The 14,490-nt window shown below is 64.4% G+C and carries 15 protein-coding genes and 1 rRNA gene; 14 read left to right on the top strand and 2 right to left on the bottom strand.

The window, feature by feature from the left end:
- The 13 genes from rrf to ACX80C_RS02300 form a co-directional block, all read left to right on the top strand.
- Positions 1-104 (top strand): 5S ribosomal RNA (rrf, locus tag ACX80C_RS02360); the annotation flags it as partial.
- A gap of 165 nt (positions 105-269) precedes the next feature.
- A complete protein-coding gene (locus ACX80C_RS02355; RefSeq protein WP_459324607.1) occupies positions 270-1,313 on the top strand; it encodes a hypothetical protein in 1,044 nt (347 codons plus the stop codon).
- The gene (locus ACX80C_RS02350) at positions 1,310-2,179 is read left to right on the top strand and encodes a hypothetical protein (RefSeq protein ID WP_459324606.1); all 870 of its coding nucleotides are present in this window, start codon (positions 1,310-1,312) and stop codon (positions 2,177-2,179) included. Before ACX80C_RS02355 ends, ACX80C_RS02350 begins: the two co-directional genes overlap by 4 nt.
- A complete protein-coding gene (locus ACX80C_RS02345) occupies positions 2,169-3,182 on the top strand; it encodes an HAD-IIA family hydrolase (protein ID WP_459324605.1) in 1,014 nt (337 codons plus the stop codon). Before ACX80C_RS02350 ends, ACX80C_RS02345 begins: the two co-directional genes overlap by 11 nt.
- Before the next feature lie 23 nt (positions 3,183-3,205).
- Positions 3,206-3,424, top strand: coding sequence for a hypothetical protein (locus ACX80C_RS02340; RefSeq protein ID WP_459324604.1), 219 nt, complete (start codon positions 3,206-3,208; stop codon positions 3,422-3,424).
- 2 nt (positions 3,425-3,426) lie between these two features.
- Positions 3,427-4,257, top strand: a complete 831-nt coding sequence (locus ACX80C_RS02335) for a TlyA family RNA methyltransferase (protein WP_459324603.1) — start codon at positions 3,427-3,429, stop codon at positions 4,255-4,257.
- Between the two features lie 30 nt (positions 4,258-4,287).
- On the top strand, positions 4,288-5,214 hold the full coding sequence (locus ACX80C_RS02330) for an NAD kinase (protein ID WP_459324602.1): 927 nt from the start codon (positions 4,288-4,290) through the stop codon (positions 5,212-5,214).
- Positions 5,211-6,929, top strand: a complete 1,719-nt coding sequence (gene recN / locus ACX80C_RS02325) for a DNA repair protein RecN (RefSeq protein ID WP_459324601.1) — start codon at positions 5,211-5,213, stop codon at positions 6,927-6,929. The genes ACX80C_RS02330 and recN overlap by 4 nt, the downstream gene beginning before the upstream one ends.
- Positions 6,926-8,629 carry a CTP synthase gene (locus tag ACX80C_RS02320; RefSeq protein WP_459324600.1) on the top strand — a complete coding sequence of 568 codons (1,704 nt, stop codon included), beginning with the start codon at positions 6,926-6,928 and terminating at the stop codon, positions 8,627-8,629. Before recN ends, ACX80C_RS02320 begins: the two co-directional genes overlap by 4 nt.
- 5 nt (positions 8,630-8,634) lie before the next feature.
- Complete coding sequence (locus ACX80C_RS02315) at positions 8,635-9,318, top strand: NUDIX domain-containing protein (RefSeq protein ID WP_459324599.1); 684 nt, start codon at positions 8,635-8,637, stop codon at positions 9,316-9,318.
- A complete protein-coding gene (xerD, locus tag ACX80C_RS02310) occupies positions 9,315-10,304 on the top strand; it encodes a site-specific tyrosine recombinase XerD (protein ID WP_459324598.1) in 990 nt (329 codons plus the stop codon). The genes ACX80C_RS02315 and xerD overlap by 4 nt, the downstream gene beginning before the upstream one ends.
- A gap of 76 nt (positions 10,305-10,380) precedes the next feature.
- Positions 10,381-10,887, top strand: a complete 507-nt coding sequence (locus ACX80C_RS02305; protein WP_459324597.1) for an RNA polymerase sigma factor — start codon at positions 10,381-10,383, stop codon at positions 10,885-10,887.
- Between the two features lies 1 nt (position 10,888).
- Positions 10,889-12,208: a hypothetical protein gene (locus ACX80C_RS02300; protein ID WP_459324596.1), complete on the top strand. Its 1,320-nt coding sequence runs from the start codon at positions 10,889-10,891 to the stop codon at positions 12,206-12,208.
- Positions 12,209-12,272: 64 nt separating this feature from the next.
- Here ACX80C_RS02300 and ACX80C_RS02295 read toward each other — a convergent pair whose 3' ends face one another.
- Positions 12,273-13,154: a potassium channel family protein gene (locus ACX80C_RS02295; protein WP_459324595.1), complete on the bottom strand. Its 882-nt coding sequence runs from the start codon at positions 13,152-13,154 to the stop codon at positions 12,273-12,275.
- 112 nt (positions 13,155-13,266) lie between these two features.
- Here ACX80C_RS02295 and ACX80C_RS02290 point away from each other — a divergent pair, with 112 nt between their 5' ends.
- On the top strand, positions 13,267-13,755 hold the full coding sequence (locus ACX80C_RS02290) for an NUDIX domain-containing protein (RefSeq protein ID WP_459324594.1): 489 nt from the start codon (positions 13,267-13,269) through the stop codon (positions 13,753-13,755).
- A gap of 2 nt (positions 13,756-13,757) precedes the next feature.
- Here ACX80C_RS02290 and ACX80C_RS02285 read toward each other — a convergent pair whose 3' ends face one another.
- On the bottom strand, positions 13,758-14,462 hold the full coding sequence (locus tag ACX80C_RS02285) for an alpha/beta fold hydrolase (protein WP_459324593.1): 705 nt from the start codon (positions 14,460-14,462) through the stop codon (positions 13,758-13,760).
- Positions 14,463-14,490: the final 28 nt, after the last annotated feature.

Raw genomic sequence — 14,490 nt, 5'->3', positions numbered from 1 at the left:
GCGTGGGGGAAACGCCCGGTCCCATTCCGAACCCGGAAGCTAAGACCCACAGCGCCGATGGTACTGCACCCGAGAGAGTGTGGGAGAGTAGGACACCGCCGGACAACCATTAGCGCTGAGGCTCCGACACAGCAGTCGGAGCCTCAGCCATTTAACGTCCCGCGCATCACCGACAGGGTGTTCCCTACAATGGGAGAATCAAATGGTGATCCGTGGACACCCACATATATCAACAGCGAGAGCGTCCGGCACCTACGTCAGGTCAGCTCATGACGAGAGGATTTGTGCTGCCATGGCTGATCAGGACCGTAATTCCGGAAAGAACGACGGACGTCGCGAGGGATGGCGTAAAGAGACGCCTGGCTCGCGCGATTCCAACAGTGCCGGCGGCGAGCGTCGGGGCTTCAACCGCCGCGGATCGGATCCGTCTGACAGTCCCCGGAAAGACTCGGACGGCACCGGCCGCCGCGGTTCCGGCGGCTATTCCCGTGATGGTGGTGAGCGCCGTGGTTCAGGTGGCTATTCCCGTGATGGTGGTGAGCGCCGCGGTTCAGGTGGCTATTCCCGTGATGGTGGCGACCGCGGTAGTTCGGGCGGTTTCTCCCGTGATGGTGGTGAGCGCCGTGGGCGGGATGCACGCCCGGAACGTGGCCAACGCAGCGATTCCGGTTCTACGGAGCGCGGGTCCCAGGCGGGGAACCGCGGCGGTTCCTGGCAGGAACGTCCTTCACGAACGGGTGAGGGCCGATCACAGCGCAATGACGATCCATCTCAGAGCCGCGGGTACCGCAGCGGAGGTGGTTCCGAACGCAGCGGTGGACGTCGGGACTCCAATGACTTCAGCAGGGGGAGCGGTGGCGCCGCAGGAGAGCGCCGGGACCCCGGTGCAGGCGACCGTCGGAAACCTCGTGAAGGTGGCGACCGCCGGAACCACTCCAGCGACAGGGACAACCGACCACGGTCAACCGGCGATGAGCGCCGCCCGTATCGCGGGAACGATGCCCGTGGGGCCAGCCGCCCTGAGAGAAGTGGGCAGAGGCATGATGGGCCTACCCGGGGAGGTTCGTCTTACGGGCGAGACGCTGGCCCGCGGAAATTCGGTGAGGAGTTCCGAGGTGGCGAGCACCGCACCGGCGACCGCGGCAGCGAGCGTTCCCGCCGGCCTGAGCGCTCTTCGTCAGCGAATAGGCCTGCTGACGCATCCTTCAGCCGGCCACACAATGCACGGGACCTCCGCAGCGCGAATCGGCCTGACCGCGAACGTTCCCCGGAAATCGACGAAGACGTCACCGATAGCGAACTCGACAAAGTGACACGGGCGCAAATCCGCAATCTTGAGGAACGCAGCGCGCTGTGGGTTGGAAAGCACCTCGTGATGGCAGGCCGCCTGATCGATGATGACCCCGAGCTCGCCTTCCAGCATGCCCTGGCTGCGAGCAGGCGGGGTGGCAGGCTCGCCGTCGTCCGCGAAGCCGTAGGGCTTACGGCTTACGCAGCGGGCCATTACGGTGAGGCGCTGCGCGAATTCCGTACCTACCGGCGTATTAGCGGTTCCAATGACCATTTGCCCGTCATGGCCGATTGCGAGAGAGGCCTCGGGCGTCCGGATCGGGCGTTGGATCTCGCCCGCTCGGAGGACGCCACAACCCTCGACGCCGCCGGAAAGGTTGAGCTCGCGATCGTCGTCTCCGGGGCGCGGGCTGACCTCGGGCAGCTGGAGGCGGCGGTGGCTGCCCTCGAGATTCCGCAACTGACCAAGAATCGTGCCTTCAGCTACAGCCCCCGACTCTTCCGCGCCTACGCGGATGCTTTGGAGGCAGCAGGAAGAAACGAGGACGCTGCGTCGTGGCGGCGTCAGGCCGAGGTCGCAGAGAACGCGCTCGGAGTCGGAGCGTTCGCGGATCCGGACATCATTGACCTCGTGGGCGACGAGGAAGAGCCGGAGCTTGACCGCAGGGCGGCCGCAGGCACAGTCCGGAGCATCGCTGCGGGGGAACCCAATGCCGATGCCACCCCGCGTGTATCTGACGACTCACACGCAACAGAGGAACCTGTAACAGAGGAACCCGCAACAGAGGAACAGGGCGAAGGGGAACAGGCAGTGGAGACGCCCGCAGAAGAGACGCAGGGCATGCCCAATGTGGCGGATGAGCCGAAGCAGCGTGACAGTGAGCAGTAACAGCGCAGCCACCCTGGTCCAGGGGTTCAAAGCGTTGCTCGCAGACCTCGACGGCGTGGTATACGCCGGTCCTGCGGCGATTCCCGGTGCGGTAGACGCTCTGGAGGAACTAGGGGACGTCGGCGTAGCGCTCGCTTACATCACGAACAACGCCTCGCGGTCCTCCGCCGAAGTCGCAGGCCACTTGCGCGAGCTGGGTGCTCCGGCCGAGGCCCGGCAGGTTTTCGGTTCTGCCCTGGCGGGCGCGGAACTGTTGGCCGGGATCGTGCCCCAGGGCGCCTTAGTGCTCGTTACGGGCAGCGCCATTCTCGCGCAGCACGTGGCGGAGCAAGGCCTGATACCGGTGTCCACAGCCGACCCGCTGCCGGATGCCGTAATTCAGGGTTTTGAGCCCACCCTCGGGTGGAAGGACCTGGCGGAAGCGGCTTTCGCTGTCGCTGGGGGAGCCGTCTGGGTGGCCACCAACACTGATATGTCGATCCCCCAGGCTCGCGGTATCGCACCCGGCAACGGCACGCTGGTTGCCGCCGTGAGCGCCGCGACCGGCAAGCAACCGTTAGTCGCAGGCAAGCCCGAAGCGCAGTTGTTCAGGACGGCAGCAAGCCACCTCGGCGTAGATAAGGCTCTCGTTGTCGGGGACAGGCTTGATACCGACATACTCGGTGGTAACCGGGCCGGTATGGCAACTGCCCTGGTGCTCACGGGAGTGGACACCGTTGAGAGCGCACTCGCGGCGGTATCCGACCAGCGGCCCACCTATCTGCTCGGCGATCTCGGTGAACTGCACAAGCCGTACCCGGTGATTGACGAGGAACACGGTGTCTTCACTTGCGGTGAGTCGAGTGCGCAGGTCCGGGACGGCGTCGTCATAATGGACGGTGAACGGGACAGCGTGGATGCCTGGCGTGCAGCTTGTGCCGCCTGGTGGGCGGCCGAACCACACCAGGACCGGGCATTGTTGCCACCCCTGGAGTTCGTCCGCGAACCGTCGAAGACCTATTGAGCGATTGGAAGCGAGGACCGGATATGGGGCCAGCTGATCCGTTCCCTTCTGAGCAGGGTTCGCTGTTGGAAGGCACACCGCCGACATTCCCCACGTCCGTGCCGGCCACCAATGATGCTGCAGTGAACGAGCTCATGGCTGGGCTGGCAGACATCGCGGATTTGGACCAGACAGCACAACCGGCAGCGTATGAACGTCTTCACGACGATCTGCTTGCCGAACTCAATTCCGACCAGGACTGAACGTGGCACGCCTGGACCAGGCCCTCGTCGCCCGGGGGCTCGCACGCTCCCGGTCACACGCAGCGCAGCTGATTGCGGACGGCCGCGTACGGCGTGACGGAGCAACACTGCACAAGGCCTCCCAGTCCGTCACGGAAACTGACGAATTGCTGGTGACGGACAGTGAAAGCCCCGACTTCCTGAGCCGTGCAGGGCACAAGCTCGACGGCGCGCTGTCCGCCTTCCCTGAGGTGCAGGTGCGGGACCGGAGATGCCTCGACGCGGGCGCCTCCACGGGCGGATTCACGGATGTGCTCCTGCGGCGCGGCGCACGCGAAGTGGTGGCGGTGGATGTCGGGCACGGCCAACTGGTGGAGCAACTGCGCACTCACCCACGCGTATCCGTGCACGAAGGCCTCAACGTCCGTTTCCTCGAATCGGCTGCGATAGGCGGGCAGGTTGACCTGACAGTCGCAGACCTGTCCTTCATTTCGCTGACCCTGGTGATGGAACCCCTGGCACGTGCAACCCGGAACGGCGGGGCGCTGGTACTGATGGTGAAACCGCAGTTCGAAGTCGGGAAAACCGCACTCAGCCGCACGGGTGTGGTGACGGACGAGACCCAGCGGCACGGCGCCGTCGTCGGGGTGGTCCGTTCGGCCATCCGGTTGGGCCTGGAAGTGGAATCCGTGGCGCGGAGTCCGCTTCCCGGCCAGAACGGAAATGTGGAGTTCTTCGTGTGGATAAAGGTGCCGGAGGGCGGAATCGTGCCTAGGATCGAGAAGGACGCAGCGACTCTTGCCCATGACATTGTTGGAGGAAGCGCTGCATTCGCGCCCGTCGGCAATGCGTGATGCCGTCCCCACCTGATACAACGGAACGTGATGACTAGACGCATACTGGTACTCGCCCATACAGGCCGCCACGACGCCATGGCCGCCGCCCAGGAGGCCTGTACCCGCCTGCACGCAGCGGGGCTGTCGCCGGTGATGCGGGCGGAGGAACTGCGCGACATTCAGGCAGAATATGGCATGCTCGCTGCCCCCACGGAGGCGCTGGGATCCGATGTCGAGCTGAGCGATATCGAGCTTGGCATGGTCCTCGGCGGTGACGGGACCATACTGCGAGCCGCTGAACTGGTGCGCGGTACCGATGTGCCACTGCTAGGCGTCAACCTCGGCCATGTCGGTTTCCTCGCAGAGAGCGAACGCGCCGATCTCGCGGAGGCAGTCCGGTGGGTTGTGGACAAGGACTACACCGTGGAAGAGCGGATGGCCATCGACGTCAAGGTGTGGCGCGGAGATCAGCTTGCCGCACAGACCTGGGCACTCAACGAGGCAGCCATCGAAAAGGCAAACCGCGAGCGCATGATCGAAGTGGTCCTTGAGGTGGACGGGCGGCCCGTAAGTTCCTTCGGGTGCGACGGCGTTGTCCTGGCAACACCGACCGGGTCCACCGCCTATGCTTTCTCCTCGGGCGGACCTGTGGTGTGGCCCGAGGTGGAGGCGCTGCTCGTCGCACCGATCAGCGCGCATGCGCTCTTCGCTAAACCTCTGGTGGTGGCGCCGTCGTCGTTGCTTGCGGTCGAAATTCTGACGCGCACCGACGCCGCCGGCGTGCTCTGGTGCGATGGCCGCCGAACCGTGGACCTGCCGCCCGGAGCGCGAGTCGAGGCAACCCGCTCCGAGATTCCCGTCCGGCTCGCGCGGACCCATCAGACACCGTTCTCGGAGCGCCTGGTACGCAAGTTCGAGCTTCCGACCCAGGGGTGGCGCGGACCCATCAGCCATGAGGCGGAAGCAAAGCGATGATCGAGGAAATCCGAATCCGCGACCTCGGCGTGATCGCCGACGCCACGCTGTCCCTCGGTTCCGGTTTCAGCGTTGTCACCGGGGAGACCGGTGCCGGGAAGACGATGGTGCTCTCAGCGCTCGGCCTGCTGATGGGCGCGCGATCCGATGCCGGCGCGGTACGCCTCGGAGCCAAGGGAGCCTCCGCGGAGGCGGTGCTCAGGGTCGATGTCGAGGGCGTTGCGGCCAAGCGCGCGCTTGAGGCCGGAGCGGAGCTGGAGGAGTACGACGACGGCGCCGGCCTCATCCTCGCACGCACCGTAAACAGCGACGGACGCAGCCGCGCCTACGTCGGCGGCAGGTCCGCGCCCGCCGGCGTGCTCGCGGAGGTGGGGGAGAAGCTTGTTGTAGTCCACGGGCAGTCGGATCAACTTCGTCTCCGCGGTGCTGCCGCCCAACGCGAGGCCCTCGACAAGTTCGGTGGGCGTGAGCTCGGTCAGGCGTTGAGGAACTATCAGGCAACGTATCGGCGCTGGCGGGACGTGACCGCAACCCTAGAGGCGCTGCGCAGCGCGGAGCGGGACCGACGACGTGAAGCTGAGTCGCTGCAGGCCGCATTGGAAGAGATCGATACCGTTGACCCGCAGCCGCATGAGGACGAAGCCCTGAAGGCTGAGGCCATGAAGCTCGGCAACGTCGAGGAGCTTCGGACCGCCGCGGCGGCAGCGTACCAGGCGCTGGTTTCCGGTGAATTCCCCGAGGCAGGCGATGCCACCACCCTGGTGGATGCCGCCAAGCGGCAGCTTGTTGCGGTCGGTGCCCACGATGCAGAGCTGGCAGCCCTGTCCGAGCGGCTGGCCGAGGTCGGCTACATCCTTGCCGATATTTCCACGGAATTGGCGGGCTACGCTTCCTCGCTGGACTCCGACGGGCCGGGCCGGCTCGCGGAGGTCGAGGCGCGTCGTGCGGATCTGAACGTCCTGATCCGCAAGTATGCGCCAACAGTTCGCGAGGTGCTCGACTGGGCAGCCACGAGCCGCGAGCGGCTGGACGAAATCAGCGGAGACTCGGACCGGATTGAACTGCTTCAGCAGGAAGCCGCCGAGCTTGAAGCGCAGGTGCTGGATCAGGCCGGTGTGCTCAGCGCACTACGCCGGGCCGCGGCAGAGGTGCTCGCGGCCCGGGTCAGTGAGGAGTTGAGCGCGCTCGCCATGCCGGACGCTGAACTCATCATCGGGCTCACCCCGACGGACACACCGGGCGTCCTGGGGGCCGACGACGTCGGATTCTCCCTCCGTCCGCACGCCGGGTCAGCGCCGCGGCCGCTCGGCAAGGGCGCCTCCGGGGGTGAACTGTCCAGGGTGATGCTCGCGATCGAGGTGGTCCTTGCCGCCGTCGACCCTGTGCCGACCTTCGTGTTCGATGAGGTGGATGCGGGTGTCGGAGGTAAGGCCGCCGTCGAAATCGGCCGTAGACTCGCGATGCTCGCGCGGCACGTGCAGGTGGTGGTGGTGACCCACCTTCCGCAGGTTGCGGCCTTCGCCTCACACCACATCCGCGTCACCAAGAGCACGGCGGCCGACGGCGGGTTCACGGCAAGTGATGTCGAGGTGCTGCCGGAGTCGGAACGGGTTCGTGAACTGGCGAGGATGCTGGCGGGCCAGGAAGAGTCAGCGAGCGCGCAGGCACACGCCGAGGAACTTCTCCTGGATGCAGCGCGGACAGCTGCCAGGTGATAGGCTCGAACTCCGTGGTGCAGCAAACAATCTCCCGGTTCTCAAAGTCCTCCAAGACTACAAAGCACATCTTCGTCACCGGTGGTGTGGCGTCCTCACTGGGCAAGGGACTGACGGCTTCGAGCCTCGGACACCTGCTGAGGGCCCGCGGACTCACCGTGACCATGCAGAAGCTGGATCCGTATCTCAACGTTGATCCGGGCACTATGAACCCGTTCCAACACGGCGAGGTCTTCGTGACCGACGACGGCGCGGAGACGGACCTCGACATCGGCCACTATGAGCGTTTCCTCGACGAGAGCCTCGATGGCTCCGCGAACGTAACCACGGGCCAGGTGTACTCGACCGTCATTGCCAAGGAGCGCCGCGGAGAATATCTCGGCGACACAGTGCAGGTCATCCCGCATATCACCGACGAAATCAAGCGCCGCATGCGGCTGCCCGCGGAACCCACGGGGTCCCGCAAGGCTCCCGACGTCATCATCACTGAAATCGGGGGGACGGTCGGCGACATCGAGTCACAGCCCTTCCTCGAATCCGCGCGCCAGGTCCGCCAGGACGTTGGCCGGAACAACGTCTTCTTCCTGCACGTCTCCCTGGTGCCCTACATCGGCCCGTCCCAGGAACTGAAGACCAAGCCGACGCAGCACTCAGTCGCGATGCTGCGCTCCATCGGTATCCAGCCGGACGCGATCGTCATCCGTTCGGATCGCGAGGTTCCCGACGCGATGCGGGCCAAGATCGGCCGCATGTGCGACGTCGACATCGACGCCGTCGTCAACGCGGCAGACGCGCCGAGCATCTACGACATCCCCAAGACCCTGCACGCGCAGGGGCTGGACGCGTACATTGTCCAGGCGCTCGACCTGAAGTTCAAGGACGTGAACTGGACCAAGTGGAACAAGCTGCTGGATGCGGTCCATTACCCCAAGCACCATGTCGAAATTGCGCTGGTGGGTAAGTACATCGACCTTCCGGACGCTTATCTCTCAGTCACCGAGGCCCTGCGTGCGGGCGGATTCGCCAACAAGGCGAAGGTACAGATCCGCTGGGTCCCGTCCGATGAATGCGCCACGCAGGAGGGTGCCACCAAGGCTCTTGAGGGTGCAGACGCTATCTGTGTTCCCGGCGGATTCGGAATCCGTGGACTCGAGGGAAAGCTCGGCGCGCTGCGGTATGCCCGCGAGAACGGAGTACCTACCCTGGGCCTGTGCCTCGGCCTTCAGTGCATGGTCATCGAGTTTGCCCGCAACGTCGTTGGACTAAAGGGGGCCTCGTCCACTGAGTTCGAACCTGACACCGAATTCCCTGTGATCGCTACCATGGCCGAGCAACTCGACATTGTGGCTGGTGAAGGGGACATGGGTGGAACCATGCGCCTGGGTCTTTGGGATGCCAAGCTGCGGGAGGGCTCATTGATTGCCAAGACGTATGGCCGGACGGATGTCAGCGAGCGCCATCGCCATCGGTACGAGGTCAACAATGAGTACCGTGAGAAGCTTGAAGCGGCCGCGCTAGTGGTCTCGGGGACCACAACGGACGGCAAGCTGGTCGAGTTCGTGGAGTTGCCCGCGCAGACGCACCCGTACTACGTGTCCACGCAGGCACATCCGGAACTCAGTTCCCGCCCCACCCGCCCGCACCCGCTCTTTGCCGGACTGGTGAAGGCGGCGCTGACACGGCGCGGCGTCAAGGCCTAGCAGCCATGGAAGAGGAGCCGCGGACTACGGCGGTAGCTGACCGGCAAAGCCCCCGCAGCCTGCTGGAGACATCCACCGTTTTCGAGGGCAAGGTCTGGGATGTCCTTCGTGAGACTTTCACCCTGAAAGACGACGACGAGCCGATCACCCGCGAGTTCATCCGGCACCCCGGCGCCGTGGCTATCCTGGCGATGGACGAGAAGGAGCGGGTCCTGTTCATCCGCCAGTACCGGCACCCGGTCCGGATGGACCTCTGGGAGATTCCGGCAGGGCTGCTGGACATCGACGGCGAAGATTTTGTTGACGCTGCAGCCCGCGAACTCGCCGAGGAAGCGGACCTCACTGCGGACACCTGGCACGTCCTGACCGATCTCTTCCTTTCGCCGGGATCGTCCAGTGAAGCGCTGCGAATCTATCTGGCGCAAGGCGTCGCCGAAGTGCCGCACGAGGAGCGGCACACCCGTACGCATGAGGAAGCCGAGATTGAACTTGCGTGGGTTCCGCTGCAGGAGGCGGTGGATGCGGTGCTCGACGGGCAGATCCACAGCCCTTCTGCCGCGGCTGCAGTACTCGCGGCGGCCGCCGCAAAGCACGCCGGCTACAGTTCGCTCCGTCCGGCCGATTCAGCGTGGCCGGAGCACCCGAGCCAGCACAGGACGTGGCCCTCGGGCCCTGTATTGCGGGCATGACCACGGCCGAGGGCGTGCAAACGCCCGTCCAGGACGAGCTGCAGACCACTGTGCCCGGCAGGCTGATGGGCGAGTACCTGCAGCACATGCTGGTGGAACGGGGACTCTCGGCCAACACGCTCGCAGCCTATCGGCGGGATCTGCTGCGGTACCAGCGCTTCCTTACCGCGCAGGATGCGCATTCGATCGATGAAGTAACCCGTCAGGTGGTTTCCGCCTTTGCACAGGGCCTGGCAACCGGGGCAGATGGCCAGGCACCCCTGAGTCCCCGATCCGCTGCCCGCACGGTGGTTGCCGTTCGCGGCTTCCATCGCTTCCTGGCGCTTGAGGGAACCACTGCAACCGATCCCGCAGAGGACGTACACCCTCCGGTGGCAGGCCAACGGCTGCCGAAGGCGATCTCCGTGGACGAGGTGACCCGCATCCTGGAGGCCGTGGACACATCCACGCCGGCCGGGCTCCGCGACCGCGCGCTGCTTGAATTCCTCTACTCCACCGGTGCCCGAATCAGCGAGGCGGTGGGGCTCGACGTCGACGACGTTTCTGTTGATGAGGCCTTGGAGGGGCCCGCAGTCGTGCGGCTCTTCGGCAAGGGGTCCAAGGAACGGCTCGTGCCGCTCGGCTCCTATGCCGCCCGCGCCATGGATGCCTACCTCGTGCGCGCGCGCCCACCGCTGGCGACGGGTGCCAACGCGAGGAGCAGCGCGCCCGCACTGTTCCTGAACCTTCGTGGTGGGCGCCTCAGCAGGCAGAGCGCCTGGAGCATTTTGAAGGCAGCCGCCGAGCGCGCCAGCGTGACCGGGGAAGTCTCGCCACACACCCTGCGTCACTCCTTTGCAACACACTTGCTTCAGGGCGGGGCGGACGTCCGCGTTGTGCAGGAGCTGCTTGGGCATGCCTCCGTGACCACTACGCAGGTCTATACACTCGTTACCGCTGATACTCTGCGCGAGGTATACGCCGCAGCACATCCCCGCGCTCTTTAATTGAGGGACCTGTAACCTCATCCGGTTCTCCGGAAACAAGAGGAGTATGAACAGGGAACGGACACCAGGGGGGACAGTGTTGCAGCGATACGATGACGTTTTCGCAGCGGTCCACAGGGAACATCGCGAACGCGTGCTCCACTTCATTCACCGCAGGATCAGCAGCCGTGAGGCGGCTGACGAACTCACCAACGACGTGTTCCGCATAGCCTGGCAGCGGCAGGCCGATGTTGGCGAGGTGACTCCGGCCTGGTTGCTCACCGTGGCACGCAATGTCATCGGCAATGAGTACCGGCGCCGGGAACGCGCACAGCACCTGATGGAGCGGGTCCGTGAATCCGTGGTCATCGCAGCCCGTCGCGGGCATGGCGCCCAGCAACAGGCAGTAGCCGATGCGCTGCTGAGATTGCGCGAGAAGGATCGCGAGATTCTCCTCCTAGCCTACTGGGACGACCTGTCGATCGCTGAGATCGCCGAAGTGCTTGGGTGCAGCAGCCCGGCAGCCAAAGTTCGTTTGCACCGGGCTCGTACCGCGTTTGCACAGATGATGCCTGCCGCCGTCATGGCAGAGGAAGGGGCCTGAAATGGACCGCATTGAGAATTTGATCCGGGGGCTCGATCCGGTTCGCGCCGAGCGGGGCGCCCTGGGCGAGCCCACGGAAGTCATCGCTCCCGTAAGCTCCACCGATGCAGAGGGGCCGGACATGCTGCCGGAAGCCTTCAGCGACGACCGCCCGGTCGTAGTGCCGCTGCGGCGCCGTCGCCGGGTCGTGGTGGGAATTGCCGGTGCCGCTGCCGCAGCCGCGGTGGTAGGCGCCGTCGTCGTCGGCGGGTCGCTTAGAGCGCAGTCTCCGCTGCCGGCAGGAACCACCGACCCCACACCATCCCCGGCTCCGACCGGAAGCGCTTCCGGTGATCCGACGCCGTCAGCCGAACCAACTGACACCCCTGAACCGACGACGACGGCCGAACCAACCGGCGTCCCCACGGGCCCTCCAGCCGCCGAGGGATGCAACCCCTTGGACGTAAGCGTGATCGCGGAACAGGGCAGTGATTTCATGAGCTTGACCCCTCTGACAGGCAACCCGGAGTACTACCCGGTGGTTGGCTGTTCCGAGAATTGGATGGTTATGCAGTTGACCGACGAGGGCTACATGGCAAATCCCAAGGACGGGGGGAACGCCTGGTTCACCGTGGCACAACGAGTTGATGGACAGTGGCTGGTGGACCCGGAAACATACGGTTCAGTTTTGAATTGGGACACGTATGTCCATCCGGATGGACATACGCCGCAGGAAATGATGGACCAAAGATTCGTCGATGCGGGGATTCCGGTTGAGTTGCGGCCGGAGCTGGTAGGCGATGGTCCAGCTTTGTCGGAGCTGCGGGAGTATCACCAGCTACCCGACTTGGGGGTGGTCTTCGAAACCCGGGCCGATTGGGATGTTGTGCCTGCTTCACAGGGCGTGGATCTCGTCAACGCCGCGGGGCAGAAGGTGGCAAACCTGCAGCACTCAAGGTCCAGTGGCCTCGGTGGTGCATGCGCGCAGGATCCGGTGCCGTGGGAGGAAGTGGGCGAGGTGCCCATTTCGGTGACGGGTTCAGGAGGGGCTGAGGTTGATGCCCGGTTTGTGCTTCGCGTGTTCGAGGGCGAGCCTTTTCTTGCCGCACCGTCCCTGATTGCTGCCGACCAGCCTACTTCCGGAGAATCATGCATGCTCTATAACGTGATCAGCGCGCAAGAGACGGGACTATTGTCCCTGACGACCTCGTTCATGCTTTCACCGTATGAACGGGGAAGCGCACTCGAGTTCGACTCGATGGCTGACGCAGAGTCGTACGCGCAGTCTGATGAGTTCGCTCAATTGGCTGCTATCGCGGATAGCATCACCGTTACTGATTGATTCGGCGGTTCGCTGCCGGCGGCAGACGCACCTCGCTTGTTGAACGGCAAGCGAGGTGCGTTTGTCAGGTTCCGTTGCGGTACGGATACCTGTGATCCTTCGCATACGACTGAAAGACCTCCTCTGTGGATCCGCCGCTGTTTTTGAACTCGTCGCTGAGGAAGGCAGCGAGAGAATCCAGTGCATCGTGAAGGAGTGCGGCCGCCATTTTCACCGCGGGCCGCGAGGACTGCCCCGCGTGGTCAGCAAGATCGACAGCGTAGGACAATGAAGCAGGCAAAGACAGATCTTTGTTGGCTTCCCAGAAGTAGTAGGACTCCGAGGTTTGGGTGAGGTCGACCCTGATCTCCACCAGGTCTGCGACGATTGCTTCCAGCGTATTGGTTACGGCAGCAGCATCCAGTTGGTCCAGCTTTGAGGCGTAGCCGGAGTTCTGAAGCAGCGACAGCCGGATCGCGAGCGCACGACGGCGGGCAAGTGCTGGATAAATCTGCATGAACCACGACACTGCGGCCGTTAGCAGGGCGAAACCGGTCAATGCTTCCAACGGCGACAACAACCGGATGACGGGGTCCACCGCGACTACATCACCGTAGCCCAAGGTCGTCAAGGTGACTGCGGATATGTAGAGAGCCTCAGCAGAGTCGTTGTATCGGGAAGGATCAACGCCGGGGGAGTAGCTGAAGCCCTGCGGAATGTGAGGATAGATCAGCAGCGCCCAGCCGACCGCCTGTAGCGCTGCCCAGAAGAAAATGACGGACACCATTGCCAACGGTCCGGCCATCGAGGCGCCCTTGTCGCCCAGACGGCGGACCGTCCGCCAGACTCCCACGACGCACAATCGACTCAGCCTGCCACGGCCACTGGGATGAAGGAGGGTGTGGAAAACCTCTACAAGCCCGAGCAGGACGACAAGGACGCCAAGGATGGACAGCAACCACAACACGTTCGTTCTCCTTACTGCACGGCGATCTGGTCGTTGGGGCAGTCTAACGAGTCATCCGGCGGCCTGCCGACGGCGACCGCTAGCGGTGCAGATCGCACTACACTCAGGAAGCATGGCCCCTCGCCGCGTTGCGCTCTGTTTCCTGTTCCGCGAATCGAAGACAGGACGCGAAGTGCTGCTCGGCCTCAAACGCTCGGGCTTTGGCACCGGACGGATTGTGGCGCTGGGTGGCGGCATCGAATCCGGTGAAACGCCCGCCGAAGCAGCGGTGCGTGAGGCAGCGGAGGAGGCCGGCGTCGTCGTTGGTGTAGCTGATGTGAAAGAGCTCGGGCGCGTGCGTTGGAGATTTCCCTCGGATCCGCTGCTGGACATGGACGCGGTCATCTTCACCGCTGATCGATTCTCCCGGGAAGCAGCGCCCAGCGAGGAAATCGACCCCGCGTGGTATCCGGTGGGGGCTGTTCCCTGGGAGGGAATGTGGGAGGACGCCCAGCGTTGGCTGGGGCACGTACTGCGCGGTGAACCGCTGGACGTCACCGTTACCCTCAACTCCGACAACGAGACCGTACGCACGGCGGTCTTCGGAGAGCACACCGCCTAGGTTTATCCGTTTCGTTCCACCGCCGTTAGAATCGCAGCTCCGAGCTCGACGGGTTTGGTGAACTGGGGCCAGTGTCCCGTGGGAAGGTCCATGTACTCGACGTCCCGGATGCGCCCGAGTTCAGCCACGTAGGGGTGGTCCTGAGCGATCCATTCCACCAGCATTGCCGAAGGAAATTCGCATGCGATGACAGTAGCGGGAACATCGTAGCGGCGTTCGTTGCGGAGTGTCTGCTGATCGCAGGCAACTCCGCGCGGCTGGGGAATGGCCCGCTGTCGGAAGTCCTTCCGCAGCGCGTCGTCAAGATCAGTCAGGTCTGCATCATCGAACACGTCCCACGGCGGCAGCGGAATCTCTTCGCCGTCAGCGGGAAGTTCGTCGTTGATGACGCCGCCTTCGCCAAGCGGGCCGCTGTCCACGTAAACGGCCCGGACCACGCGGTCCGGACGTGCATCCACAACTCCGTGGATGATCGCGCCACCGCCTGAATGCCCCACGAGCACCACCTGACCGTCGATGCCGTCCACAACGGAGACCACCGCATCGATATGTGTCCGCAGCCCGATGCCTGCGCGCGGGGCGTCCTGCCCCTCGAGGCCAGGTAATGTCAACGGATGCACGGCGTGCCCTGCCTCAATGAGCGGCGGCGTGACCTCCGACCACGATGAAGCGTCCAACCAGAACCCGGGAACCAGAATGATATTCATGTCGGGAACCCTACCTTTCAAAGCAAAG

This window comes from Arthrobacter tecti, from assembly GCF_054511355.1.
The sequence above is the reverse complement of the archived record's forward strand: the minus strand, read 5'-3'. Positions and strand labels throughout refer to the sequence as shown.

Excerpts from the sequence above, each read along its gene's own strand:
- ACX80C_RS02355 (WP_459324607.1), top strand. The coding sequence starts at position 270 with ATGACGAGAGGATTTGTGCTGCCATGGCTGATCAGGACCGTAATTCCG.
- ACX80C_RS02340 (WP_459324604.1), top strand. The coding sequence starts at position 3,206 with ATGGGGCCAGCTGATCCGTTCCCTTCTGAGCAGGGTTCGCTGTTGGAA.
- ACX80C_RS02330 (WP_459324602.1), top strand. The coding sequence starts at position 4,288 with ATGACTAGACGCATACTGGTACTCGCCCATACAGGCCGCCACGACGCC.
- recN (WP_459324601.1), top strand. The coding sequence starts at position 5,211 with ATGATCGAGGAAATCCGAATCCGCGACCTCGGCGTGATCGCCGACGCC.
- ACX80C_RS02315 (WP_459324599.1), top strand. The coding sequence starts at position 8,635 with ATGGAAGAGGAGCCGCGGACTACGGCGGTAGCTGACCGGCAAAGCCCC.
- xerD (WP_459324598.1), top strand. The coding sequence starts at position 9,315 with ATGACCACGGCCGAGGGCGTGCAAACGCCCGTCCAGGACGAGCTGCAG.
- ACX80C_RS02300 (WP_459324596.1), top strand. The coding sequence starts at position 10,889 with ATGGACCGCATTGAGAATTTGATCCGGGGGCTCGATCCGGTTCGCGCC.
- ACX80C_RS02290 (WP_459324594.1), top strand. The coding sequence starts at position 13,267 with ATGGCCCCTCGCCGCGTTGCGCTCTGTTTCCTGTTCCGCGAATCGAAG.
- ACX80C_RS02285 (WP_459324593.1), bottom strand. The coding sequence starts at position 14,462 with ATGAATATCATTCTGGTTCCCGGGTTCTGGTTGGACGCTTCATCGTGG.